The organism is Bradyrhizobium sp. C9 (assembly GCF_002532045.1).
Taxonomy (GTDB): domain Bacteria; phylum Pseudomonadota; class Alphaproteobacteria; order Rhizobiales; family Xanthobacteraceae; genus Bradyrhizobium.
Map to the genome: position 1 here is coordinate 21762 of NZ_NWTG01000030.1, position 24136 is coordinate 45897.

A 24136-nucleotide genomic window follows, 5' to 3' on the forward strand; every position below is an offset into this window, starting at 1 on the left:
TGTTCTCCAATTCGATTCCCGGCGGCTGGCAATCACAGGAACGGCCGCATCGGCGGAGCATGTCGCAAAGGTCGTGCCACGAAACGAAACGTAACAAAATCATGCGCTTGAAAAAAAAGCCCCGGCCGTTTAACCGGGGCACAATTGCCGGGCAGGCAACAATTGCCGGGACGGAGCGCAGTTCTGACCGCGCTCCTTCGTCTTGGTTTGACGCGCTTACGAGCGTCAGGTCGCCGAGGGTGCGGCCGGGTGGAACACCAGCGCAAAACCGTCCATGCAGTAGCGCAGCCCGGTCGGCTTCGGGCCGTCGTCGAAAACATGGCCGAGATGGCCGCCGCAGCGGCGGCAATGCACCTCGGTGCGCAGCATGCCGAAGGTGCGATCCGACGTGGTGCCGATCGCATTGTCCAGCGGCTTCCAGAAGCTCGGCCAGCCGGTGCCGCTTTCATACTTGGTCTCGGACGAGAACAGCGGCAGGTCGCAGCCGGCGCAGGCGAAGGTGCCCTTGCGATGCTCCTTGAGCAGCGGGCTCGATCCCGGCCGCTCGGTGCCCTCCTGGCGCAGGATCTCATATTGCTGCGGCGTGAGCTGCGCGCGCCATTCGGCGTCGGTCTTCTCGATCTCGAATTTCTCGGCGGCTTGCGCCGGCGAGGCGCGCAGCCAGCGGAAGGCGGCAAGGCCGAACAGGCCGGCGACGGAAGCAAGCAGGATGCGGCGATCGATCATCAATCATCTCCGATGCGGACGGCCAAAGCTGGCGAACAAGACTGGCTCGCCACCAAATACGAACCCCGCCGCCGGACGTTACGTCCGCCCGTCGGAGATCCGCTCACTTTCTTGCGAGGGATGGGCATATGGCTGCTCACTGCCCTCAGTCTGCCGGGGCGCGGGCGGCGGCACGGGCCGCACGGCCGACGGCGGCGGACGGCGGGGCGCCGGCCCCCGGGTTCCCGCCTTGAGATTGGCCTCGGCCAGCCGCGCCTCGCGGCGGCGCTCCTTCGCACGTGCACCCTCGCGGTAACGCGCCAGCACGCCCGCCGCGGATGCGGCGCCCCTTGCCCACAGGCCGATGAAATGACCGGCGACCCGGCCGGTGGTGCCGCCGGCCCAAACCAGCTCGAACGGCGAAAACAGCCGCCAGCGGTCGTCGCCCCACAGGATGCTGCGCGCGATCAGCTGCCCGGCCAGCGCCGAGGTGTTGAGCCCCTGCCGGCCGAAGCCGCTCGCCACCCAAAGGCCCCTGCGCAATTGCCCGATCTGCGGCATACCATGCACGGTGACGCCGACTGCGCCACCGAAGGTGTCAGCGATCGGAACCTTGCCGAGCTGAGGAAACACCGTGGCGATGCGACGCTGCACCGCCGCACCAAACCGCTTCGGCCGCGCGTCCCAGGTCGTCTCGGGACTGGCCCACAGCAGGCGATCGCCATCGACGACACGGAAATGGTCGATGCCGTCGCTGTCGACGACCGAGCCGGAAAAGGCGATCGCCTCCGCCAGCCGCTCGCCGAGCGGTTCGCTCAACGCCGCGTAGCGCCACACCGGCAGCAGCGTATCCGACAGGCGCTTCAGCGGCGCGCCGAGATGGATATTGCCGGCGAGGACGATATGGTTGGCACGCAACCGCGCCGTCGGCGTCACGATGCGTTTGCGGATGCCCGAAAAATCGATGCTGACGACCGGCGTCTCCTCGAAGATCCGCACTCCGGCCCGCATCGCCAGCGCGGCGAGACCGTGGACATATTTGCGGCCGTCGATCTGGAACGCCTTCGGATAATAGATGCCGTGGAAATAGCGCCCGGTCTTCAGCACGCTGCGCACGCGATCGACCTGCCAGCCTTCGACCTCGGTGGCGAATTCCTCACCGAGCGTCTGCAGCCGGCTGATCAGCGCTTCGCCAACATCGACATTGGAGACCTCCAGCGCGCCGTCGCTGGGGCTGATGCCCGGGATCAGATCCTCGGTGGCGGTGGCGCGGACATACTCGGCGCCCTCCTTCGACAGCGCCCACAATTCGCGGGCATCATCGAGGCCGACGCGCTCGATCACATCCGAGATCGGCAGGCCGAAGCCCGGCATCACGGTGCCGAGATGATGGCCGGAGGCGTTCCAGCCGACCTGGCGGCCCTCGAGCACGGCGACGCTGGCGCCGAGCCGCGCCGCCTCGCGGGCCACGGTCAGGCCGGCCAGCCCCGCCCCGACCACGCAAACGTCGACGTCGAGGTCGAATGCCAGACGGTCGCGGACCGGCGAGGCCGCCTCGTCGGGGCCGTCTGCCGCACTTGTGGAAGTCTCGCTCATGTCGTTTCTTACGAACCGCTGCGGCGCTTGTCACCTTGTCCAGGGCATGCGCCTGTAGAATTAATTCGACCAGACCGAATCGAGATGGAAGTCCATGCGCCGTTTGCTGCTGCTGCGTCACGCCAAGACCGAAACCGACGCGCCTTCGGGGCAGGACCAGGACCGTCGTCTCGACGAGCGCGGCCACCGTGATGCGGGGGAGATCGGCGGCTGGATCGCCCGCCACCCGCCTTTGCCCAATCTGGCGCTGGTGTCGCCGGCGGCCCGCACCACGCAGACCTGGGAGATCGTGCGCGAGGCGCTGAAGGGCGCCGGACCTGCGCCGAAAGTCGAATTCGTGCCGGAACTCTACGGCGCCGATCCGGCGCAGTTGCTCACCGCGATCCGGATGGCCTCCGTCACCGACCCGAAGCGGCTGATGCTGATCGGCCATAATCCCGGCATGCACGAGCTCGCGCTGACGCTGACCGGCAGCGGCGACGAGGCCGCCAAGCGCGCGCTCGGCGACAATCTGCCGACCTCGGGGCTCGCCGTGTTCGACTTCGCGACCGACGACTGGAACGACGTCTCCTTCCGGCGCGGCAAGCTCGTGCTGTTCGTCAGCCCTAAACTGTTGAAGCAGGCCTCGCGCGGCTGACGCAAGCGGACAGCGCTGTTCTGCCATGCTATATTGATGTCGGCGCGACAGGGGGACCGGTTCGCGGCGACACGACGAGCTATCCGAAGAACAAGAAGCGCGCGTCCCGGCACAGGGACCAAACGGCTCCAGACCAATCGCGGACAGGAGGCGCTGATGTACAAGTCCATTCTCGTGCCGATCGACCTCGCCGATACCGATCTGGCGAAGCCTGCGATCGCAACCGCTGCGACGCTGTCGCAAACCTGGAACGGCGCGGTGCGCCTGCTCAACGTATTGCCGATGACGCCGGTGATGCTCGCCGAATATGTCCCGGCGGATTTCGACAGCCAGCAGCGTGAAACATCGGAAGAGGCGCTCGCCATCGTCGCGCGCGAATCCGGCATCGCGCCCGGACGCATCTCCGGCGTGGTCCGCCAGGGCGGCATCTATCACGAGATCCTCGAAGAGGCCGCGACCATGAAGGCCGACCTGATCGTGATGACCTCGCACCGCCCGGCGATGCGCACCTACTTCCTCGGCTCCAACGCCGGGCACGTGGTGCGCTACGCCAAGTGCTCGGTGCTGGTGGTGCGGCACTAAAGCTCAATGAGTTTTGGGGCCGTCGCAGGCGGCGCTGCCAAAATATCGAAAACAACCCCATGCACAGTAGCCGGCCGCCGCCGGCGCTCGGCCAAGGCGACTTGACACGTCGGGCAACTCAGGGATACATTTCTAATATTCCGAAGTTGTATGTACGCCCCCTCGCCCGCATGTCGTAGGCAGAGAGGTAACGCGCACTGTTTGCGGCCGCAGCCAAATCACATCCTGCATTCAGGCGTTAGAGCCACGGTTCGGCAGTCAGGCTCAATGAGGCGGCTGACCGACGGCGATTAGTCGCCATGCACCCGAAAGCGGACGCATTGTGCTTACATCGAGTTCTTCAGCTTCTGACCCGTTGCGGACATCGAAGGGCGAGCCCTGATCTTCGGATTGGCAATCTCGATAGAGTTTGGGCCCTTACAGTCACCATGTGTTAGTGAGTTTGCTGCACAACCATTAGATGCGTAGGTTGGCGACATCTCTTCTGCTTGGCATGTTCATGGGCACCATAGCCTACGTGTCGGTCGGCCGTTTAAGCGACTGGTTCAAGACAGGCGCCCTTGTGGTGCACAGGAAGTGGTCGGTCGGGCCCGACGCTGTCACTTACTCCAGCGATCCCGTCGGATTTCTCGCTGAACTTGGCTTGAATGTCTTTCTAATTGCCGCCGGAGGTCTCGCTGTTCTGGCTGCATGCCGAGAAATCATCGTCGTGGTGATGGGACCCCAATCTCGCTTTCTGGGGCCGATGAGCTGGCAATTCGCAAGTCGGATGATGTCGGTGCTCATTGGCATCTCGATCTGCTTCCTTCTGATCATCTCGTTGTTCGGCCTGCTTCGCCGATTTGTTCAATAGTGATGACCAACTCGAACGGACCGACAGAAGCTGCACGGTAGACATACGCTGGAGTATAATCGTCGTTGGGTAGCACCCTGCGGTCACGCCAAAGGGCCATGTTGTTCCGCACTTGGCCCATAGCCGCCGGTCTGCATGACCATCGGGAACGTCGGCTCTACGAGGTGAAGCGGAAGTCCATCTGTTCGGTCGCCATGGGCGGCTTTTGACCCGAAACAGACTTGTTCAGATGAGCCTGAAGGTGATCGCGATCAAGAAGAACACGATTAGCCCGATGCCGACCACCTTGAAGATATACGGGGCTTCAACGTCGTCGCCGAGCCGCTCGAAGGACTCCCCCCACAGGGTCTTTGCGACGAATCCCAGAACAAAGAGCGTGATCAAGAGGATTGTGGAGGCGGTGTCGCCAATCGAGGCTCCCATCTGCACATTCCGCTCCTTGGATGCGGTTGAGAAATCTACAACATCTACGGGTTGAGGAAGAGTTTTCGACGCGCCCCAATCCAGGCAACAAGCGAAAGCGCTATCGCTTCTAGAGGCGATTGCGTTTTGGCTCGATCCGGCGCGCCTCGCGCTCGATGCCAGCCGCCACCAACGGCGCCTTGTCGGCGGCGACGGGCGGAGAGAACACGAAGCCCTGCACGAGATCGCAATCGAGCCCGCCGAGCACGTCCACTTCGGCCGGCAATTCGGCGCCCTCTGCGACCACGGTCATGCCGAGCCCGTGCGACAGCGCGATGATGCCGCCGAGCAGCTTGCGCTTCTCCGGTGCGGTGGAGATGCCATCGACGAAGGCGCGGTCCACCTTCAGCCAGTGGAACGGCAGCCGCGTCAGATAGCCGAGCGAGGAATAGCCCGAGCCGAAATCGTCGAGCGCCAGGCGGACGCCAAGACCGGAGAGCGCCGTCAGCGTGCGGCTGATGCGCTGCTCGCTGTGATCGACGAACAGGCTTTCGGTGAGCTCGAGGCAGAGCAGCTTCGCGGGAAAGCCGGTCTCCGCCAGCGCGGCCGAGACGATCGTCTCGAAATCCACATTCCAGATCTGCGCCGGCGAGACGTTGACCGAGACGGAGCGCGGCGGCAACCCGGCATCGAGCCAGGCGCGGCCCTGCCGGCAGGCCTCGCGCAGCACCCACTGGCCGAGATCGACAATGAGCCCTGAGCTCTCGGCGATCGGGATGAACTCGGCCGGCGAGATCGGACCGCGCTCGGGATGGGTCCAGCGCAGCAGCGCCTCGAAGCCGGTGACGTTGCCGGTCCGCAGGTCGAGTTGCGGCTGGTAATGGGCCTCAAGAGCGCCGGTCTCCACCGCATGGCGCAGATGCCGGCCGAGGTCGAGCCTTTGATCGACGGCCTGCGCATAGACCGGCTCGAACAATTGCGCACGGCCGCGCCCGGCTTCCTTGGCCATATAGAGCGCCAGGTCCGCATTGCGCACGGCGGTCTCCGCCGTCGCCCCGTGCTCCGGCAGACGGGCGATGCCGATGGTGGCGCCGACGAAGGCCTCGCCCTCGGCGAGATCGACGGGGACCGACAGCTTGCCGATGAGCCGATCGGCAAGCCCGGTCAGCGCTCCGTCGGACATGACGTATCCTTCCGCCAGCACGGCGAATTCGTCGCCGCCGAGCCGGGCGATGAAGGCGCACGGCCCCAGCTCCTGCCGCAGCGCAGCCGCCACCTGGATCAGCAATTTGTCACCGGCGGCATGGCCGAGGGAATCATTGACCTCCTTGAAGCGATCGAGATCGATGAGCAGCAGCGCGGCGCCCCGGTCGTCCCGGGTGCAGCCCTCAATCAGCGCACCGAGTTGGCGCGTGAACAGCGCGCGATTGGCGAGGCCGGTCAAAGGATCGGTGTAGGCGAGCTGCTCGAGTTGGCGCTCGGCCTCCTTGCGCTCGGTAACGTCCTGCACGGTGCCGATGATGCCGATGACCTTGTCGTGGGCGACCTCCGCCTTGCAGATGACAGCCAGATCGCGGGCCGTGCCGTCCGCGTGCAGGATGCGCAGGTCGGTGGCCTCGGTCCTGCGGGTGCGAACGACCCTCCGCTGCAGGTCCTTGAAGCGGTCGGCGTCGCCGTCGAGGAAATAAGGCCTCATGCTCTCGTCGGTCGGCTCGAACGTATCGTGGTCGAAGCCGAGCAGCTGGTGGAGCTCGGGCGCCCAAATCGTGCGGCCGGTGTCGAGCCGGAAACCCCAGGTGCCGATCTTGCCGAGCCGGTGCGCTTCCTCAAGCGCCCGCGTGCGCTGGTCGAGCAATGCCTTGGCCGCCCGGAGCTGGGTGATGTCGCTGGACGTGCCGCGATAGCCGAGAAAGCTGCCATCATCGGCGTAGATCGGCTTGCCGCTGGTGCAGATGCTGACGCGCGACCCGTCCTGGCCGATCAGCGTATAGGTGAAGTCGCGAAAGGGGCGACGGGCCTCCATGTCGGCCCGGTGCCGCGCCATGGCCTCGGCGTCCTCGGGCGCATAGGCCAGTTCCCAGCGCGCCTTGCCGCCGGAAGCCACCGTCTGGAAGGCCGCGTTGCCGGCAAGCGATTTGGGATAGGGCAATAGCCGATGGGCAGCGTCGCTCTCCCAGCACCAGTCCGAGGCGGTCGAGACAAAATCGGCCAGCCGTTGCTCGCTCTCGGTCAGGCGCCGCAGCGCGGACGTCTCCTCCGTGACGTCGCGGACAATGCCGGACACGCGCCGGACCTGACCGCGCGCGTCGAATTCCGGTTCGCCCTGCACCACGCAGTCGAGCAGGCTGCCGTCGGAACTGCGGAGCCGCGTGCGGACCGCATAGGGCCGCCCCTCCGCCCAGCACGCCGCGTAATGCGCCTCAAGAACCTTCCGGCTTTCAGGCAGATAGCGCTCGCGCACCGTGGCGATCGGGATGTAGCCGTCGACCGTCTCGAATTCGTAGAAGGCAGCAAGCTCGGGCGATATCCAGAGATCGGTCGCGGCGGCGCTCTGCGACTCCCAATAGCCCATGCGGGCCAATCTGATGGCGCACCGCAGCGACCGCTCCTCGTGCCAGCGGCGGCGCGCTTCCCGGGTCGGGGCCTGCCCTTGCGACAATTTGCGAGCGGCCATCGGTCCCCAACTACAACGCTAGCGTACGCAACTATTACGCTAGCATAGCGCGTCACAACCTTGGAGCGACGGCGATCACAAACCGGGGGTCTTCGGCATCTTTGGTGTAGTTTCGGTGAATTCTGCAACCGGCACCTGGTGTCCGGACGTGGCTCAATCTGAACTATCCTTCGCCACGCTCAAACACTGGACCATTGCGGCCGTCTGCGATGCGACCGCTCCGCTCACGCGAAGCCGTCGCATCACGCCGCTGCTCAACGGATCCGCACCAGCTCGATATCGAAATCGCCGGTGACGGCGGTCTCGATCTGACAGCGCGAGATCCCGATATCGCGCAGCGTCCGGTCATCGAGCTGGCGCAGCGTCTTGATCGCCTCGCGGCGCACCCAATAGGTCGCGAGTGCATCGCCCGACATTCGGAGCAATCGGAGCAATCCGCTCATCATGCTGGACCGTGCGGGCGATTCCGCGGCTGAGTACATCGTCGTCATTGTCGTCTCCTTCGATGCCCAAACGGCAAAGCTATGCCGTTGACACAAATGCCGTTTCAGCACCTGTGCCGTTGAGACCTCGGACCGCTTGCGCGCTCTTCGGTGCAATCATGGGCTTGTTCCCTCTTAAATGATCCGGTACATTACTCGGAGCAAGTAAAACATTGCTCTCGGTGCAATAATGTCGAGGTTCGAATATCTGAAGCTGGCGGATGCGGTGGCCGCCGAGATCGCCAGCGGCGCGCTGAAGGCGGGCGACCGCCTGCCGCCGCAGCGGCATTTCGCCTATGACCGCAACATCGCGGTCTCGACTGCGAGCCGGGTCTACACCGAGCTGTTGCGGCGCGGATTGGTGGTCGGTGAAGTCGGCCGCGGCACCTTCGTGTCCGGCGAGGCGCGCCGCGGCATCGCCGCTCCGCCCGAACCGCGCGGCGCCCGCATCGACCTCGAATTCAACTATCCGCTGCTGCCGCATCAGGCGACGATGATCGCCAAGAGCCTCGAAGGGCTGGAGCGACCCGAGGTGCTCGAGGGCGCGCTGCGGCCGGCGACCAGTTTCGGCACGCGAGCGGCGCGCACGATCTCCGCGGAATTCCTGGCGCGCAAGAGCTGGGCGCCGAATCCCGACCAGATCGTGTTCACCGCCAATGGCCGGCAATGCATCGCCTCGGCGCTCGCCGCCGTCGTACCGCCGGGCGGACGCTGCGGCGTCGAGGCGCTGACCTATCCGTTCGTAAAGGGCATCGCCGCACGGCTCGGCATCGCGCTGGTGCCGCTTGCGATGGACGAGCACGGCGTGCGCCCCGACGCGGTGCAGAAGGCGCACCGCGAGGCGCATCTGTCCGCGCTCTACGTCCAGCCCACGATCCAGAACCCGCTCAGCATCACGATGCCGGCCGAGCGACGCGCCGAGCTGTTGCGCGTGGTGGAGAAGCTCGGCCTCGTCGTCATCGAGGATGGCGTCTACGGATTCCTCGACGATGAGATGCCGCTGGCCGCGCTCGCGCCGGACAGCTGCATCGTGCTCGACAGCCTGTCGAAGAAGGTCGCGCCCGGCCTCGCGCTCGGCTTCATCGTCCCGCCGCCACGGCTGCGCGAAAACGTCATGGCCGCAGTGCGCTCGGGCGGCTGGACCGCGTCGGGCTACGCCTTCGCCGCGGGGCAGCGGCTGATGGCCGACGGCACCGCCGCCGAACTGTCACGGCTGAAGCGGATCGACGCCGGCCGCCGCCAGCAGATCGCGGCCAAGCACCTGGCCGATTTCGAGATCCAGACCAACCCGAAATCCTACCATCTGTGGCTGACCTTGCCGCCGCACTGGCGCTCGCAAACCCTGGTCGCGGCCGCGGCGCGGCGCGACATCGCGCTGACGCCATCGACCACCTTCGCCGCCACGCCGGGGCACGCGCCCAATGCGGTGCGGCTCGCGCTTGCCGCGCCGCCGATGGAGCAACTCGACATCGGCCTGCGCACCTTGGCCGGAATGCTGAGCGCGACCGAGGAGGATTTTGACTCGACGGAGTGACAGCGCACACTCACTCCGAAGCGCCGCAACAATCCAGCATTGGGTACGCGCGGCAGGCGCGATCGCAACACCCGCAGCGGCCCGCTTCGAGTGATTCCGGCGCCAGAGCCTCAAAAGCCACAGGCCGCATACGTCTTTCTCGCGAGACGAAAATGCGCGCCGTCGGCGACGAAGTCGACGTCCAGGCATTGGTTGCCCCTGCGATATTCCCCGATCACGCCGCACTGCAGATATTCGAGGTTGATCCGCCAGCGCTTTTCCTGCGGTGAGTAGGTCGCAAAGTCGTGCTGCGCGACAGGCGGGCCCTTGCAAATGCCGGCAACGTATTGCCGCACATCGAGCGGCAAAGCGTCGACGTGATTGGGATCGAGCGGATCATGCTTGTTGCCTACGCTGCCGCCCTTGGAAAGCGCCGGGGGGATGCTCAAGAGCACGAGGCATAGAGTCAGAATGGGGGTCCGGATTGTCATCTGACACTCCAGCTAAAAGCAAATCAGGTGCCGAGTTTACAGCGCGTGGCTTACAGCCCCCTTACAGTCCGACAGCGAGAGCCTTGGTCGCCTTATCCAGCCGGCTCGTCGATATCCGCGCTTCATCGCGAACGTGCCTTCAGGCAACCGGCCACTCCGCGATGAACCCCCTCGCCTTGTACGGCTCGATCTTGTCCCATTCGCTCAGGACCCGGCGGCGAAACTCTGGAATGGTGTGCCAGTGCGCACGCGGCACCGCAAAATGATCCACCGTCACCAGCATCTTCTCGACCTCCGGCCAGTGCCGGTGCAGCGTCATCGGATAGCGCCGCGCGGTCCAGCTGTTGCCGAGGCAGATCACGCTCCTGATATTACCGAGCCCCAGCGCCGCGTCGATCACCGGCAGCGAGAAGATCACGTTCTCGCCGGTGTTCTGCGCGCGATGCTCCTCGAGGATCCACTCTGCGGGCACGCCGCCCGCCACCATCGCAGCCTTGATGATCTCGCATTCCGAGCGGTCATCGCCCGGCGTCACGCCGCCGCTCACGATCGACCAGCGCGCAAAGCCGTCGCGCCAGAGCCGGACCGCCGCCGCGACCCGCCCGGCAACATCGCCGCGTGTGCCGAACACGAACAGGAGATCAGCGGGCTTGAGCGGGTCTCGATCAGGTGCCGGGCATTGATCGCGGCGATCTCGTCGCGCGACGGCATCCGCAAACTACGATCGTCCATGCCGATGCTCGCTCTGCTGGCTACAATATGCGCCGACGATGTCGCGCACGGACGCCCGCACGAAGTCACATTTCATTGCGCTTGATTGCGCACCGGCTTCGGCAAAAGCGCATCGGGCAATTGATCGAAGCGGTAGCGCCGCGGGCGATTGCGGGTGACGAAGCCGCCGACCTGCCAGGAGAACAGCGCGGCGAAGCCGACCAGGAACAGCGCGCCCATCCAGTTCGCGGCCAGCAGCGCCATCACCAGCAATCCGGTCATTGCCACCGCAAGGCACCCGAGCAGCGCCAGCGCGGCCGTATATGTCTTCGGCCCGAGGCCTCCGACCAGCCTCGCCGTGCTGCCCGCCGCCTGCATCCGGCGATGCAGCTCGACGATGAAGTCGCGGTAGAGATGTCCTTGCGGCGCGACCAGCGTCGCGGTCTGCCAGGTGGTCGAGAGGATTGCGATCCGCCCGCCTTTGGCGTTGTCGATGTCGGCGCGAAACCGCTGCTGCTGCATCGAGACCGGCCGGTAGGACAGCTTGACGGCGGAGATGTCTTTGTAATCCCACACGCCCGATCTGCCGGCGATCCGCCACGACAGCCCGGCCGCGGTCAGCTCGAACTGGTGCGCCGAGCCGACCAGAGAGGCCTTGTAGGCATAATGCAGCGGCGAACCCTCGCCTGCCTCAGACCGGTCCTGCAACGTTGTTGGCAATCCGCCGTTCCACCTGTTCGGACGCATCCGCGCGCTTGCATGGGATGTCGCGCCTATCCTACAAGCGAGCCATGCCCGAGACGACCTATTTTCCGCGTTACCTCATCCTCGGCGGCGCGATGATATCCGGCGTGCTGCTGGCGCTTGCCGTGCACATGCTCGGCGCGCGCTACGGGCTCGATCTCGGCGGCCTGTGGCGCTCCGATACCCACGAGTTCATGCCGGCAGGCGCGGCGATCGCCTGGTGGCTGATCGCGAGCGTCGGGTTTTCCGGCGGCTACTTCACCGCCAATCTGATGCACAGCGCGGTGGCCGGCCAGATCCCGCAGCGGATGCGGCAGTTCCTGATCGTCGTCGGCGTGCTGATGCTGGCCGGCGCCGGCCAGGCCGCGTCGGCGCCGAGCACGGGCTCGACCTTTTCCGCCGTCCTCGCCGGCCTCGCCGCGCTGTGCCTCGGCGCAGCAATGGCTTTCTGCGGCGCCTATTTTGCCCTGCGCAAGAGCTGAGCGCCCGAACTTCCTCCAGATCAGGCGACCGAACGTTCCGGCGCCGGGCGCAACATCTTGGCGACGTCAGCCGCCGGCCGCGGCGGGCTGAACAGATAGCCCTGCGCCTGCGTGCAGCCTTCCTGACGCAGCAGGTCGAACTGGGTATCGGTCTCGACCCCCTCGGCGGTGGTGACGATACCGAGGCTCTTGCCGAGACCGGTGACGGCGCGCACGATCGCCATCGAATCCTCGCGCGTCGCAAGGTCGGTCACGAAGGAGCGGTCGATCTTGATCTTGTCGAACGGGAAGCTGCGCAGGTAGCTCAGCGAGGAATAGCCGGTGCCGAAATCGTCCAACGAGATCCGGACGCCGAAACCGCGCAGCTCATGCAGCACCGCAAGCGTCGCCTCGCTGTTCTGCAGCAGCACCGATTCGGTGATCTCGAGCTCGAGCCGATCCGCCGACAGGCCGGACGCCTCCAGCGCCGCCTTCACCGACGACACCAGGTTCGGATTCTTGAACTGCACCGGAGACAGGTTGACGGCGACCGCGACGTCCGCAGGCCATCTCACCGCTTCCGCGCAAGCCTTGCGCAGCACGATCTCGCCGAGCGGAACGATCAGCCCGGTTTCCTCGGCGACCGGAATGAAATTGTTCGGCGCGATCAGCCCGCGCAGCGAATGATTCCAGCGCGCCAGCGCCTCGAAGGCGACGACCCGATCGCCCACGACATCGCGGATCGGTTGATAATAGACCTCGAACTCGTCGCGCTGGAGCGCGAGCCGCAGGTCGCGCTCGAGCAGGCGGCGCGCCTGCGCTCGCGCATCCATCCCGGTCTCGAAGAACCGATAGGTGCCGCGGCCGTCGGCCTTGGCGCGGTACAGCGCCAGATCCGCCTTCTGCAGCAGCTCGTCGGGATCCTTGCCGTCCTCGGGCGCGAGCGAGATGCCGATGCTGACGCCGATCACGAGCTGATGGCCCCCGATCTCATAGGGTGCGGCGATCCGTTCGACCACCGCACTTGCCAGCGACGACACCACCGACGGCTCGCAATTGCTGCAGAACTGCACGATGGCGAATTCGTCGCCGCCGAGCCGCGCCACGGTGTCGTGCTCGGTCACGCATTCGCCGAGCCTGCGCGCGACCTCGCGCAGCAGCGCGTCGCCGATCGGATGTCCGAGCGTGTCGTTGATCTCCTTGAAATGATCGAGGTCGAGGCAGAGCACCGCCAGCTGGTCGGAGCGCTTGGCCAGCCGCGAAGCCTTCTCGAGCTGCTCGCGGAACAGCGTCCGGTTCGGCAAATTGGTCAGCGCGTCATGCCGCGCCATGTGTGAAATCTGTTCCTGCGCCTGCTGCCATTCGGTGATGTCTTCGAAGGTCGCGACCCAGCCGCCACCCTTCATCGGCTGATCGACGACGCGAATCGCGCGCTCGTTGCGGCTGACGATCCGCGTCGCGCTGTGGCCGGCCTTTGCCTCGGCGACGAGCGCGTTGCAGAATTCCTCGGGATCGCCGTCCCACTCACCGATCGAGTGGAGGTCCTGCAGGACGTCGATCAACAGCCGCCCCTGCAGCGGCACGCGATTGCGCCCCATGATCTCGCTGTAGCGCTCGTTGAACAGCATGATGCGGCCGTCGGCATCGAACATGCACAGTCCCTGCGACATGTTCTCGAGCGCGGTATCCAGCACCAGCTTCTGCTTGTGCAGTTCGGTCTTGGCGCGGCGATCGAGGATGGAGGCGATCAGCGAGAGGCCGAGGATCGCGAAGGCCGCAACCGCGGTCATGAACGACAGCACGCGCGGCGAGACCGTAAGTCCGTCGGGAACGATGGTCGGATCCGGGACCAGCGTCACCGCACCCATCCCGGTGAAATGATGCGAGACGATCGCAACCGTCAGAAGACCGGTCGCAGCCGCCGTGGCGCCAAGGCGTTCACCGCGCGTGGCAACGACCAGCGCGAGCGCGCCAAACAAGCTTCCGAATACGATCGATGTGACGACGATGCCGGGCGACCAGACGATGCGCGCGGGCAGCTCCAGTCCCAGCATGCCGGTGTAATGCATCGCCGCGACACCAACGCCGACGATCGCGCCACCGGCCGCAACCGTCTGCCAGCGTTCGTTGAGCGTTGCGACCGCCAGGCCGACGGCCAGGATCGCGACCGCGAGCACCAGCGACAGCAGCGTGATCGGAATGTTGTAGCCGGCCTCGATGCCGGGATCGTAGGCCAGCATGGCAACGAAATGGGTGGCCCAGATGCCGCAACCGCCGACCGCCGCATCGAGACCGATCCAGATCTCGCGGGCCCGGCCCTCTGCCGCGCGGGCCCGGTGAAACAGGCTGATCGCGACGGCGCTGGCGAGCAGACAGATCACACCACCGAGGACGACCAACCGCCAGTCATGTTCCAGGGTGAGACAGGTTAAAACGCGATACATTATAGGTCCCATTTATGGACCTATAAGAACAAGCGCATTCGTGTACGAACGGTAACCGCACCGCAGCAAGGCTTCACGCATGGTGAAAAAGCCTTGAATGCAGGCGGCACGATCAGGAAAACCGCAATCCGCTGGTGCGGTTCGTCTCAGCCGCGTAGCCCGGGCACCAGCTCGCCCCCGGTCTCGACCTTGAGCGAGGAGCCGGAGAAGTCGTTTCCGATCGGCTGGCAACCGCCGCCGAGATGCTTGGCGAGAAATGCTTCGGTGACGCCATAGAAGGCGAGCCGATTTTCCGGCCGCACAAAACCGTGCCCCTCATCGGCAAATGTGATGTAGGTCACGGGGACGCCACGCTGCTTGAGCGCATTGACCATCTGCTCGGACTCAGCCGCCACAACCCTCACGTCACGCATTCCCTGCGCGATCAGGATCGGGTTCACGGCACGCTCGATGTGGGTCAGCGGCGAACGTTCGACCAGGAATGCGCGACCGGTCTCGGTGCCGGGATCGCCGAGCCGGTTTTTCCAGACGCTGATCCACGGACCCCAATAGGGCGGGATCGTCGCCATGAAGGTGACGAGGTTGGAGATGCCGAACAGATCGACGATGCAGGCGAAAACATCGGGCGTCCTGGTCGCGGCGACCAGCGCCGAATAGCCGCCATAGCTGCCGCCGAAGAAGCCGACGCGCTTCGGATCGGCGATGCCTTGTGCGATTGCCCAATCGACCGCATCGATCAGGTCGTCATGCATCTTGCCGCCCCACTCGTGGTCGGCGGCGGTGACAAAGGCTTTGCCGAAGCCGGTCGAACCCCGGTAGTTGACGGCAAGCACCGCATAGCCGCGGCTGGCGAGCCATTGATGCACCGGGCTGAATCCCCAAGTGTCGCGGTAATACGGCCCGCCATGGATCACCAGCACCAGCGGCACCGTGCCGGTCGCGGCTTCGGCCGGCCGGGTCAGGTAGCAGTTGAGGCGCAGGCCATCGCGCGAGGGGATCACGACCGGTTCGAGCTTGCGCAGTGCAAGGCCGTCGAGCGTGTGGCGCTGGGTGAACAGCTTGCGCACCTGGCGCGTCTTGCGGTCGAGCAGCGCGAATTCACCGCTCTCGCTGTCGCGCTCGAAATGGATCGTGCCGAGCCGGAGATCGTCGCTGTTGCTGACAAAGCTGATATCGCCGGCGCCGTAGCGGTTGAGATCGGCGAGGTCGTTGGCGACGCTTTGATCGACGGCGTGCCAGCGCATCCGGTCTGTGATCGCCAGCGCCGCCAACGGCCGGCGCTTCTCGTCGAAGATCGCCCGCACGATGTCGGCATCGTCATCGGCGGCGAGCAGCGTGGTCTGGCGGGTCGCCATGTCGAGGGCGAACAACGCCGCCTTGTCGCGACCGCGCGAGTCGATCAGGTACAGCGTCTTGCCGTCGTCGCTGAAATCCAGCAGCTGGGTCGTATCGGTCTCGGCGATCGGCACCGTCATGAACGGCGCCCAGCTGCCGTCCGGATGGCGCTCGAACACCTCGGCGGAGCCGTCGGCGATCAGGCGCGACGCCAGCCGCAGCTGGAATGTGCTGTCGGTGATCAGCGCGACATAATCGTGGTTCTCGTAGACGAGTTCGCTGGCACCGGTCACGATGTTGACGCGATACATGTCGAAGTAGCGCTTGTCGCGCTGGTTGTGCCGCAGCAGCATCTCTTCGGGGAATTTGCGATCGGACTCCTGCAGGAAGGATTTGACCCCGGTCTCCGGCGTCAACGGCACAATCTTGCCGTCGCTGATGTCGACGCTGGCGGCACGCCAGTTCTCGTCGCCATCGCGCTCGCGGAAGAACACCACATGGCGGTTGGTATGCGCCCAGCGATAGCCGCCCGAGATGTTGCGATCGGTGACACGGGTGACCGGCCGCGCCGCCTGGAGATCGGACAGCGGCGCGACCCAGAGATTGTTCACGCCGTCGAGCGGCGCAACATAGGACAGCAGCGTCCCGTCCGGGCTGAGGCGGACATTGATGTAATCGGGATTGTCGAAGAACACCCTGCGCGCGATCAGAGCGGGCGCCTCTCCGCGGGCCGGGCCGATCAGGCCGGCAAATGGCAGCGAGGCACCGAGCATGGCGGCGCGGCGCAGCAACAGGCGACGGTCGATTGGCGCAGGCATCTGATCAGCCCCCTCGGCGACAGTCCCCGACGCCGCAAGGTTAGATGCCGCGCCGCGACCGCGCAACGACGGCCTCGCTCATTGCCGCGGTTGTGATGATGCACAGATCCAGATCAGCGCGGCCGCGGCAAGCAGTACGCCGGCGGAGATCACGAGTGCCGCATGCAGGCCGCCGATGAAGGCCGCGGACCGGCCGACCATCGAGCCGAACAGCGCGACACCAAGTACGCTGCCGGTCTGCCGGGTCGCATTCAGCACCCCGGCCGCGATCCCGGCATGCTGCGGCTCGGCACTGCCGAGCAACGTCGATGTCAAGGGCGGCACCAGCAGGCCGAGGCCGCCGCTGATCGCCAGCAGTTGCAGGCAGATCGCGCGATAGCCGGTCCCGGGACCGATGAACAGCATCGCCAGGCATCCGGCGGCCGAGAGCGCGGCGCCGAGCGCGATCGTCCGCGGCGCGCCGATCCGCTCCGCGACATGCGGCGCGATCAAATTGGCGGGCAGCACGGCGCCGAGCATCGGCACGAACGCGAGGCCGGTGGCGAATGCCGACAGCCCGTTGACCTGCTGGAAGTAGAGGCTGAGCACGAAGATCAGTCCGTAGAACGCAACGTTCACCAAGAGGCCGACCAGCGAGGTCAGGGCAAACATCCTGTGGCTGAACAGCGAGAGCGGCAGCATCGGCTGCGCCGCGCGCGCTTCACGCCAGACGAACAGCACGGAGAAGACGGTCGCCAGAGCGAAGCCTGCGACCACGAACGGGCTGTCCCAGCCGAACGCACCGCCCTCGATCAGCGCGCCGGCCAGCGTGCCGAGCGCGGCGATCGCCGCAATCTGTCCCGGCAGATCGAGCCGGTGCCGGCGATGGCGCGTGGTTTCGCCGGCGAAGCGCCAGGCGAGCCACAGCCCGGCCAGGCCGATCGGCAGATTGACCAGGAAGATCGCGCGCCAGCCGACCAGCATGATCAGCCCGCCGCCGACGAACGGGCCTGCGGTCAGCGCAAGGCTCGCGCCTGCGGCCCAAACGCCGACCGCACGTCCGCGCGCCTTTTCGTCCGCATAGGCGTGGCGCAGCAGCGCAAGCGAGTTCGGCACCAGGATGGCCGCGGCCAACCCCTGCACGCAGCGCGCGGCGATCAGCGTCACGGCATCAGGCGCGACGGCGCACCCAACCGACGCCGCGGTGAAGATCGCAAAGCCGGCCATGAAAATGCGCTTGGCGCCGATCCGGTCGCCGAGCGCGCCCGCGGTCAGGATGAAGGCGGCAAACGCAATGGTGTAGGCGCTGACCACCCATTGCAGCTCGGCGACGCCGCCACCCAGCGAGCCGCCGATGGCATTGAGCGCCGTGTTGACGATGGTGACGTCGAGCTGCACGACGCCGTAACCGAGGCTCATCGCGGCGAGCGTCAACGTCGCTGCAAGCCCGGTCGGCGGCTGATGCGACGCCGCGCGCTGGTCCGACACGCGCGGGAAATTCAGAAATGTCTGCTGCATGGTCTTGACCTCGCTTCTCGGCAACCAATGCGAGAGATAGGTCTTCGTTTCTCAATGATATTTCGCTGTGGATCGAAGTGTCATATCGTCATGCCGGCCGGGCCGCATGACGGCAGCGAAGTTGCGCGGCGTTTTGCCTCAATAGACCTACGGACCGCCTCCGGGGCGCCTCATTCCGACCCGAACGGCGGTCCACAGCCTGATCACGCAGTTGCGCACATCGACTTCACGCTTTGGTAAACGCCGCAGCCGGCCCGGACCTCCCCCACGCTGATGCATATCGTCTATTCGCTTCGCTCCGACGGCCCCGCAGTGGCGCTGCGACGACGGCAAAATCGGCAAAAATACCGACGAAATCGCCTGGAACGGCTCAAGGACGGCGGAACATGCAGTGGTCCCGTCGCGGACGACGACATCGCTGCGACTCACATTCCGCAGAGTGAGAACATATGTAGCCAATATGACAACAACGCTGGACGGGGGCCGAAGGTTGGCTTGTCAAGGGCTGCACAACGCATCGGTTTTGCCTTATGGGTCATCGCGTACGGTGCGTTTGCCCGTCACCCGTCGCCGTTCGTGACCGGGTCCCACTTAAATTGTCCCTGCCGGGAGGATGAATGCTTCGGCTGCTGACCACGCTTGGGCGTGGCTTCAAGGAAAAGATCGGCTGGAAACGGCTCGGGATCGTTGCGAGCGTGCTCATCATCGTGTTCGCGGTCACGACGCTGGTCCACACCCTGAAGGGCGTCGACACCGGTATCATCCTCACCGCGCTGACCAACATCGCGCCGCACCGGATCGCGCTGGCCGCGCTCTGCGTGGTGGGAGCGTTCTGCACGCTGACCTTCTATGATTTCTTCGCGCTGCGCACGATCGGCAAGATCCACGTCCCCTACCGCATCGCAGCACTGTCGAGCTTCACCAGCTACACGATCGGCCACAATATCGGCGCCACCGTCTTTACCGGCGGCGCGATCCGCTTCCGGATCTATTCCGATTACGGCCTCTCCGCGATCGACGTCGCCAAGATCTGCTTTCTCTCGGGCCTGACGTTCTGGCTCGGCAATCTGTTCGTGCTCGGCTTCGGCATGGCCTGGCACCCCGCAGCGGCATCGGCGATGGACCTGCTGCCGCCGGCGATGAACCGGCTGATCGCGCTCGGCTGCCTTGCCGGCATCGGCGCCTATTTCGTCTGGCTCCTGACCGGCGAGAAGCGCCGCGAACTCGGCCAGAACGGCTGGAAGGTGGTGCTGCCCTCGGCCAAGCTGACGCTGCTGCAGATCATCATCGGCGTGGTCGATCTCGGCTTCTGCGCGCTTGCGATGTATCTGTTGATGCCGACCGAGCCGCATATCGACTTCGTCTCGCTGGCGGTGGTGTTCATCCTGGCGACGCTGCTTGGCTTTGCGAGCCACGCTCCCGGCTCGATCGGCGTGTTCGACGCTGCGATGCTGGTGGCGCTGCCGGAGTTCAGCAAGGAGCAATTGCTGGCGACGCTGGTCGTGTTCCGTATCCTCTATTTCCTGATCCCGTTCGGGATCTCGATCTCGATCATGGGCATGCGCGAGCTGTGGCTCAACGTGGTGCGACCGTGGCAGGAACGAAAGCGATTAAGCCAAGCCTGCACGGCTTCGGCGACCGTGCGGCAACCGATCGAAAGCCGGCAGCAGCAGATCAGGCGGCTGAGACGGTAACACCGACGACGTTATCCGCCTCAGGGTCCCTGCTTCGAGTCCCGGTTTCGATCCCGGATTTTTGGTCCCCACAGCCGCTTCTCTTATTTTTGCCGTACCACTCGCGTCAAACCGCGCCATGATTGGCTCTTTGGTTCGATTTTCGTTTCGCGTCTCGGTTTGCAGCGTGCTGCTCGGCAGCGCGCTCGCGGCGGTATTGGCTTCAGCCGCGGACGCGCAGGATGACCAGCTCTCGATCTCCTGGGAGGTCCGCAACCGCTTCCGGCTGTTCCGCGAGGAACGCGACTTCCGCCTGCATGTCGAAAGCGGGCTCGGCCGCAGCGTGCTGGCCTCGGAACAGGCGCTGGAACTGCAAAGCGACGGCCGCGGCTGGGCGCGCAACACGGTCAACCGGCTCTGCATCGACCTGCAGGGCCGCGTCAGCGAGCCCTGCACCCGCGACAACGTCAAGGAAAGCTATCTGACGCCGATCGATCACCCGATCGTCGTCCGGCTCGCGGGCCCGGTTCCGGTCGGCGCGACCTGCGCCTGGTCGTTCGACGACGGCGACGGGCCACAATCCTCGACATTCGATTGCGCCGAGCCGGTCAATCTGCGCGTCCGCTACGGCCGCACCACGGTCGCGACCGTCGACGTCGCCAGCGGCGCGGATGCCAACCAGCGCGTGACGACCCAGATCGCGGTGCGTGACTTGCTGATCGCCGGCCTCGGCGACAGCATCGCATCCGGCGAAGGCAATCCCGATCGCGCGATCGCACTCTCCGACGAGGGGTTCTGCTTCCGCTCCTATCTCGGCGGGGCGCAATATTACCGGCCGAGCCGCGCCGGCTTCAAAGGCGGCCGCGCCTGTGAAGCGCCCGACACCCTGACCAACTGGCAGCGCCAGAGCGCGCTGTGGCTTAACTCGGCCTGTCACCGTTCGCTCTACAGCTACCAGACCCGCACCGCGCTCGCGCTCGCCGTGCAGTATCCGCACATCGCGGTGACCTATCTGCCGCTGGCCTGCACCGGCGCCACCATCGCCGACGGCCTGCTCGGCTCGCAGCAGGCGCGGGAATGTCTGCCGACGAAAACCGCCAACACCTGCTCGGGCACCGTCAACGGCCAGATCGCGGAGCTGCGCACGGCACTCGCAGCCGCCAAGCGCCGGCAGCCGGACCGCGCGCTCGATCTCGTGCTGCTCTCGATCGGCGCCAACGACATCTATTTCTCGGGCCTCGTCGCCAACGTGATCGTGGATACGCCGACCGAACGCACGCTGTTCAGCCAGGGCGGCTCGATGGCCAGCGTCGACGATGCCCGCTCAGCCTTGGCGCGCGACCTGCCGGCCGATTTCGCCAAGCTGCGCGATGCGCTGAAGCCGTTGGTCGGCGGCGACCTCTCGCACGTGGTCTACACGGCCTACGCCAATCCGGCGCTGGCCAATGGCGGCGCGCCCTGCCCCGGCGGCCGCGCCGGCTTCGAGATCCATCCCTCGTTCAACGCCGATCCGAAGCGGCTCGCCGCGGTCTCGGGCTTCGTGCAGAACGAGTTCCTGCCGCAGCTCAAGGCGATCGCGCAGTGCCAGTCCGGCATCATCTGCCGCAATCCGCAGGCCGACCGCATGACCTTCGTCGATGCGCATCAGGATGCGTTTGCAAGCCACGGCTTCTGCGCGCGCGCGTCGACCGATCCGGAGTTCGACCGCGACTGCTTCGCCGCCAACGGCGACAGCTTCGTCTCCGACATCGTCGCCGCAGCCAGCCAGCCGCTCAAATGCGGCCGCAGCGCCGGCGAATACCGCGCCTATCTGCCGCGTGCGCGCTGGATCCGCGACGCCAATGACAGCTATTTCGCGGCGATGACCTACCCGCAGGGCCTGCCGTCCTCGATGCAGCCGACCGACATCCACGATGCGACATGGGGCATCCTGTCGGCGGTGTATGGCGGCGCGGTGCATCCGAGCGCCGAAGGTCATGCGGCGATGGCCGATGCTGCGGTCCCCGCCGCCGCCGCCGTGCTGCGATTGAACACCACGGTGCCTGAGGTGATCTCCGAGCCGGTCGCGCCGTTGCCGACCGCACCAGAGCAACGCTGAACGCTCGCGACGCCGCACGCGTGCGGCCGCGAACGAACCTGATCCCAATGAGGGTCCTAGTGCCGCTTCGTCGCCGGCAAAGCCGCCGGAGCCGGCACCGGCGGCTTCACCGCAGCGGCTTGCGCCGGCAGATATTTGGCGACGATCGCGGGATCGAGCTGGGCCATCGCACTGTCCGGCAAGCGCGTCCAGACCTCATCCTTGCCAAACAGCGAGATGCCGAGATAGCCGCGCATGGTCAGCTTCTGTCCGTCGGCGCTCAGCGTCATCTTGGCCTTGTAGATCTTGCCGTCGCGCGGATCGAGCACGTTGCCGTTCTCGTACTTCATGCCATCGCGCTTCATGTCGCGGATGAAGGACAGGCCGAGCCACGGCGCATTCTTGCGATCATCGGTGCATTTCGAGCAGACCGGATTCGGCGGATCATTGGGCTCGGAGAACATCTTGGCGATCACGCCTTCGAAGATGCCGTTGTGATCGATCACCAGGAACCAGCCTTCCGGCTTGCCATCCTCGATCTTCTGCCAGAGGCCGGCCGCCGACGTCGGGTCGGCTGCCGTGGCAGCCAACGGAGCAGCCAGCGCAAAGGCCGTGGCGATCGCCAGGATCAGCCGAAGTCTGGATAGCGTGTTCCGCATCATCATCACCTGATCAATCGACACACTCGATTACGCGCAGACTACGGCCATTTCGCGGAGTGTTCCAGTAGCCGCGCCGCACGGGCAATGGCCCATGCCCCTGGCATTAGTCGCTGTTGGCGTGCAATCAGTTCACCCCAAGCTTCTTCTGCAAACTCGATGACGAGGTTGTGTACTGGAACACCAGCCGCTTGTCGGGATACACGTAGCGGTGCGCCTTCTGCGCCATCAGCGCGCCCTCGTGGAAGCCGGAGAGAATGAGCTTCAGCTTGCCCGGATAGGTGTTGATGTCGCCGATCGCGAAGATGCCTGAAATGTTGGTCTCGAATGCTGCGGTGTCGACCGGCACCAGATTGTTCTCCAGCGCTACGCCCCAGTTCGCCACCGGACCGAGCTTCATGGTGAGCCCGAAGAACGGCAGGATCGTATCGCAGTCGACCTTGCTCATCGCGTTGTCGTTGCCTTTGACGTGAGCGCCGGAAACCTGGCCGCGCGCACCTTCCAGCTCGGTGACCTGGCCGATCTTGAGATCCATCTTGCCGCCCGAAACCAGCGCGCGCATCTGCTCGACGCTGTGCGGCGCCGCGCGGAAATCGTCGCGCCGATGCAGCAGCGTGATGCGCTTGGCGATCGGATGCAGATTGAGCGTCCAGTCGAGCGCGGAATCGCCGCCGCCGACGATCAAGATGCTCTTGCCGCGGAACTGCTCCATCTTGCGCACGGCATAGAACACCGAGGTGCCTTCATATGCTTCGATGCCCGGCACCGGCGGCCGCTTCGGCTGGAACGAGCCGCCGCCCGCGGAGATCACCACGACCTTGCACTCGAACTCCTTGCCGGCGTCGGTCTTCACGCGAAACAGCGGATCGCCGATCTTCTCGATGCTCTCCACCATCTCGTTGAGATGGAAGGTCGGATTGAACGGCTTGATCTGCTCCATCAGCTGCTCGGTCAGGCCCTGGCCGGTGACGAAGGGGATGCCCGGGATGTCGTAGATCGGCTTCTCGGGATAGAGCTCGGCACACTGCCCGCCGATCTTGTCGAGGATGTCGACCAGATGCACCCTCATGTCGAGCAGGCCCAGTTCAAACACGGCGAACAGTCCGCAGGGGCCCGCGCCAATAATCAGCACATCGGTCTTGATCGCTTCGCTCATGTCCGCTTCTTTTCCGTTGAAATCGACCGGGGCGGCCGTTGCCTGTCCAGCCAGGAGGTATCGGATCGGGACATGCATAATAGGGGTAGAGGCTGGCGCGGCAACCCCTTGCCGAGCCTTCATAACTCGGCTGTATGGACGGAAACTGACGGAGATCAAATCTCGTGAACGCCCCTATCCGCGCGGATGACACGCCGCGCCTGGAAGATTTCCCCTATCGCCTGTCCGACAATGTGCGCTTTGCCGATCTCGACCCCAACGGGCACGTCAACAACGCCGTCTATGCCAGCTATTTTGAAACCGGCCGCGTCACGCTGGTAAAGGACCTCAGCATGGGGCTGATGCCGGCGGGACTCGGCTGGATCATGGTGCGACTCGACATCCATTTCCGCGCCGAGCTGCACTGGCCGGGCCAGATCGAGCTCGGGCTCGGTCTGGTCAAGTTCGGACGGACGTCGACCACTTTCGATCAGGTGGTGTTTTCGGAAGGGAGATGCGTGGCGTCGGCGAAGGCGGTCACCGTGATGATCGATGAGGCCACACGCAGACCGACGCCGCTGCCGGCGGAGGTCAAGCAGAACTTCCGCCGCTGGGTCCGTCGCGGTGTGAACCCGGACGGCGAATAG

20 protein-coding genes and 1 pseudogene are annotated in these 24136 nt (G+C 65.4%); 8 read left to right on the forward strand and 13 right to left on the reverse strand.

The features are described 5' to 3' along the window. Positions 1 to 225: 225 nt before the first annotated feature. On the reverse strand, positions 226 to 726 hold the full coding sequence (gene msrB, locus CO675_RS34850; RefSeq protein WP_092115436.1) for a peptide-methionine (R)-S-oxide reductase MsrB: 501 nt from the start codon (positions 724 to 726) through the stop codon (positions 226 to 228). A gap of 78 nt (positions 727 to 804) precedes the next feature. Continuing rightward, on the reverse strand, positions 805 to 2301 hold the full coding sequence (locus CO675_RS34855; RefSeq protein WP_097676413.1) for an NAD(P)/FAD-dependent oxidoreductase: 1497 nt from the start codon (positions 2299 to 2301) through the stop codon (positions 805 to 807). A gap of 94 nt (positions 2302 to 2395) precedes the next feature. On the opposite strand from CO675_RS34855, the gene CO675_RS34860 reads away from it, so the two are divergent. The 3 genes from CO675_RS34860 to CO675_RS34870 all read left to right on the forward strand — a co-directional run bounded on the left by CO675_RS34860 (position 2396) and on the right by CO675_RS34870 (position 4373). Further along, entirely contained in the window at positions 2396 to 2938 is a 543-nt protein-coding gene (locus CO675_RS34860) for a SixA phosphatase family protein (protein WP_097676414.1), read from the forward strand. 156 nt (positions 2939 to 3094) lie between these two features. Then, positions 3095 to 3520: a universal stress protein gene (locus CO675_RS34865; RefSeq protein WP_021077991.1), complete on the forward strand. Its 426-nt coding sequence runs from the start codon at positions 3095 to 3097 to the stop codon at positions 3518 to 3520. Between the two features lie 469 nt (positions 3521 to 3989). After that, the gene (locus tag CO675_RS34870; RefSeq protein ID WP_143279195.1) at positions 3990 to 4373 is read left to right on the forward strand and encodes a hypothetical protein; all 384 of its coding nucleotides are present in this window, start codon (positions 3990 to 3992) and stop codon (positions 4371 to 4373) included. Between the two features lie 225 nt (positions 4374 to 4598). Here CO675_RS34870 and CO675_RS34875 read toward each other — a convergent pair whose 3' ends face one another. From CO675_RS34875 to CO675_RS34885, 3 genes are all read right to left on the reverse strand, one after another. Further along, positions 4599 to 4802: a hypothetical protein gene (locus CO675_RS34875; protein ID WP_143279196.1), complete on the reverse strand. Its 204-nt coding sequence runs from the start codon at positions 4800 to 4802 to the stop codon at positions 4599 to 4601. Between the two features lie 103 nt (positions 4803 to 4905). Continuing rightward, entirely contained in the window at positions 4906 to 7449 is a 2544-nt protein-coding gene (locus CO675_RS34880) for a bifunctional diguanylate cyclase/phosphodiesterase (protein WP_097676417.1), read from the reverse strand. A 254-nt stretch (positions 7450 to 7703) separates the two neighbouring features. Beyond that, a complete protein-coding gene (locus CO675_RS34885) occupies positions 7704 to 7940 on the reverse strand; it encodes a DUF1127 domain-containing protein (protein WP_245453041.1) in 237 nt (78 codons plus the stop codon). 181 nt (positions 7941 to 8121) lie between these two features. Here CO675_RS34885 and CO675_RS34890 point away from each other — a divergent pair, with 181 nt between their 5' ends. Beyond that, positions 8122 to 9465 carry an aminotransferase-like domain-containing protein gene (locus CO675_RS34890; protein ID WP_097676419.1) on the forward strand — a complete coding sequence of 448 codons (1344 nt, stop codon included), beginning with the start codon at positions 8122 to 8124 and terminating at the stop codon, positions 9463 to 9465. A gap of 110 nt (positions 9466 to 9575) precedes the next feature. Here the strand turns inward: CO675_RS34890 and CO675_RS34895 are convergent, their stop codons facing one another. The 3 genes and pseudogenes from CO675_RS34895 to CO675_RS34905 form a co-directional block, all read right to left on the reverse strand. After that, on the reverse strand, positions 9576 to 9935 hold the full coding sequence (locus tag CO675_RS34895; protein WP_143279197.1) for a hypothetical protein: 360 nt from the start codon (positions 9933 to 9935) through the stop codon (positions 9576 to 9578). 139 nt (positions 9936 to 10074) lie between these two features. Beyond that, a pseudogene (locus tag CO675_RS34900) lies at positions 10075 to 10667 on the reverse strand (YdcF family protein). A gap of 72 nt (positions 10668 to 10739) precedes the next feature. Then, positions 10740 to 11366 carry a hypothetical protein gene (locus CO675_RS34905; protein WP_245453042.1) on the reverse strand — a complete coding sequence of 209 codons (627 nt, stop codon included), beginning with the start codon at positions 11364 to 11366 and terminating at the stop codon, positions 10740 to 10742. Between the two features lie 71 nt (positions 11367 to 11437). Between CO675_RS34905 and CO675_RS34910 the strand changes: the two genes are divergently transcribed. Then, on the forward strand, positions 11438 to 11872 hold the full coding sequence (locus CO675_RS34910) for a hypothetical protein (protein ID WP_097676422.1): 435 nt from the start codon (positions 11438 to 11440) through the stop codon (positions 11870 to 11872). Positions 11873 to 11892: 20 nt separating this feature from the next. Here CO675_RS34910 and CO675_RS34915 read toward each other — a convergent pair whose 3' ends face one another. From CO675_RS34915 to CO675_RS34925, 3 genes are all read right to left on the reverse strand, one after another. Next, positions 11893 to 14295: an EAL domain-containing protein gene (locus CO675_RS34915; protein ID WP_097676423.1), complete on the reverse strand. Its 2403-nt coding sequence runs from the start codon at positions 14293 to 14295 to the stop codon at positions 11893 to 11895. A 146-nt stretch (positions 14296 to 14441) separates the two neighbouring features. Next, complete coding sequence (locus tag CO675_RS34920; protein ID WP_097676424.1) at positions 14442 to 16448, reverse strand: S9 family peptidase; 2007 nt, start codon at positions 16446 to 16448, stop codon at positions 14442 to 14444. Between the two features lie 78 nt (positions 16449 to 16526). Further along, positions 16527 to 17945, reverse strand: coding sequence for an MFS transporter (locus CO675_RS34925; protein ID WP_097676457.1), 1419 nt, complete (start codon positions 17943 to 17945; stop codon positions 16527 to 16529). Between the two features lie 617 nt (positions 17946 to 18562). Between CO675_RS34925 and CO675_RS34930 the strand changes: the two genes are divergently transcribed. Both CO675_RS34930 and CO675_RS34935 read left to right on the forward strand, forming a co-directional pair. Continuing rightward, the gene (locus tag CO675_RS34930) at positions 18563 to 19639 is read left to right on the forward strand and encodes a lysylphosphatidylglycerol synthase transmembrane domain-containing protein (protein ID WP_097676425.1); all 1077 of its coding nucleotides are present in this window, start codon (positions 18563 to 18565) and stop codon (positions 19637 to 19639) included. Between the two features lie 118 nt (positions 19640 to 19757). Then, positions 19758 to 21716: an SGNH/GDSL hydrolase family protein gene (locus tag CO675_RS34935; protein WP_097676426.1), complete on the forward strand. Its 1959-nt coding sequence runs from the start codon at positions 19758 to 19760 to the stop codon at positions 21714 to 21716. 56 nt (positions 21717 to 21772) lie between these two features. Here the strand turns inward: CO675_RS34935 and CO675_RS34940 are convergent, their stop codons facing one another. Together CO675_RS34940 and CO675_RS34945 are read right to left on the reverse strand one after the other, a co-directional pair. Continuing rightward, positions 21773 to 22354 (reverse strand): DUF2147 domain-containing protein, encoded by a 582-nt coding sequence (locus CO675_RS34940; protein ID WP_198964856.1) that lies wholly within the window; start codon positions 22352 to 22354, stop codon positions 21773 to 21775. Positions 22355 to 22481: 127 nt separating this feature from the next. Beyond that, positions 22482 to 23510, reverse strand: a complete 1029-nt coding sequence (locus CO675_RS34945; RefSeq protein WP_097676427.1) for an NAD(P)/FAD-dependent oxidoreductase — start codon at positions 23508 to 23510, stop codon at positions 22482 to 22484. Positions 23511 to 23674: 164 nt separating this feature from the next. On the opposite strand from CO675_RS34945, the gene CO675_RS34950 reads away from it, so the two are divergent. Next, complete coding sequence (locus CO675_RS34950) at positions 23675 to 24136, forward strand: acyl-CoA thioesterase (protein WP_097676428.1); 462 nt, start codon at positions 23675 to 23677, stop codon at positions 24134 to 24136.

Coding starts and splice junctions, on each gene's coding strand:
- msrB (WP_092115436.1), bottom strand. CDS start 726: ATGATCGATCGCCGCATCCTGCTTGCTTCCGTCGCCGGCCTGTTCGGC.
- CO675_RS34855 (WP_097676413.1), bottom strand. CDS start 2,301: ATGAGCGAGACTTCCACAAGTGCGGCAGACGGCCCCGACGAGGCGGCC.
- CO675_RS34860 (WP_097676414.1), top strand. CDS start 2,396: ATGCGCCGTTTGCTGCTGCTGCGTCACGCCAAGACCGAAACCGACGCG.
- CO675_RS34865 (WP_021077991.1), top strand. CDS start 3,095: ATGTACAAGTCCATTCTCGTGCCGATCGACCTCGCCGATACCGATCTG.
- CO675_RS34880 (WP_097676417.1), bottom strand. CDS start 7,449: ATGGCCGCTCGCAAATTGTCGCAAGGGCAGGCCCCGACCCGGGAAGCG.
- CO675_RS34885 (WP_245453041.1), bottom strand. CDS start 7,940: ATGACGACGATGTACTCAGCCGCGGAATCGCCCGCACGGTCCAGCATG.
- CO675_RS34890 (WP_097676419.1), top strand. CDS start 8,122: ATGTCGAGGTTCGAATATCTGAAGCTGGCGGATGCGGTGGCCGCCGAG.
- CO675_RS34895 (WP_143279197.1), bottom strand. CDS start 9,935: ATGACAATCCGGACCCCCATTCTGACTCTATGCCTCGTGCTCTTGAGC.
- CO675_RS34910 (WP_097676422.1), top strand. CDS start 11,438: ATGCCCGAGACGACCTATTTTCCGCGTTACCTCATCCTCGGCGGCGCG.
- CO675_RS34915 (WP_097676423.1), bottom strand. CDS start 14,295: ATGTATCGCGTTTTAACCTGTCTCACCCTGGAACATGACTGGCGGTTG.
- CO675_RS34920 (WP_097676424.1), bottom strand. CDS start 16,448: ATGCCTGCGCCAATCGACCGTCGCCTGTTGCTGCGCCGCGCCGCCATG.
- CO675_RS34925 (WP_097676457.1), bottom strand. CDS start 17,945: ATGCAGCAGACATTTCTGAATTTCCCGCGCGTGTCGGACCAGCGCGCG.
- CO675_RS34930 (WP_097676425.1), top strand. CDS start 18,563: ATGCTTCGGCTGCTGACCACGCTTGGGCGTGGCTTCAAGGAAAAGATC.
- CO675_RS34935 (WP_097676426.1), top strand. CDS start 19,758: ATGATTGGCTCTTTGGTTCGATTTTCGTTTCGCGTCTCGGTTTGCAGC.
- CO675_RS34940 (WP_198964856.1), bottom strand. CDS start 22,354: ATGCGGAACACGCTATCCAGACTTCGGCTGATCCTGGCGATCGCCACG.
- CO675_RS34945 (WP_097676427.1), bottom strand. CDS start 23,510: ATGAGCGAAGCGATCAAGACCGATGTGCTGATTATTGGCGCGGGCCCC.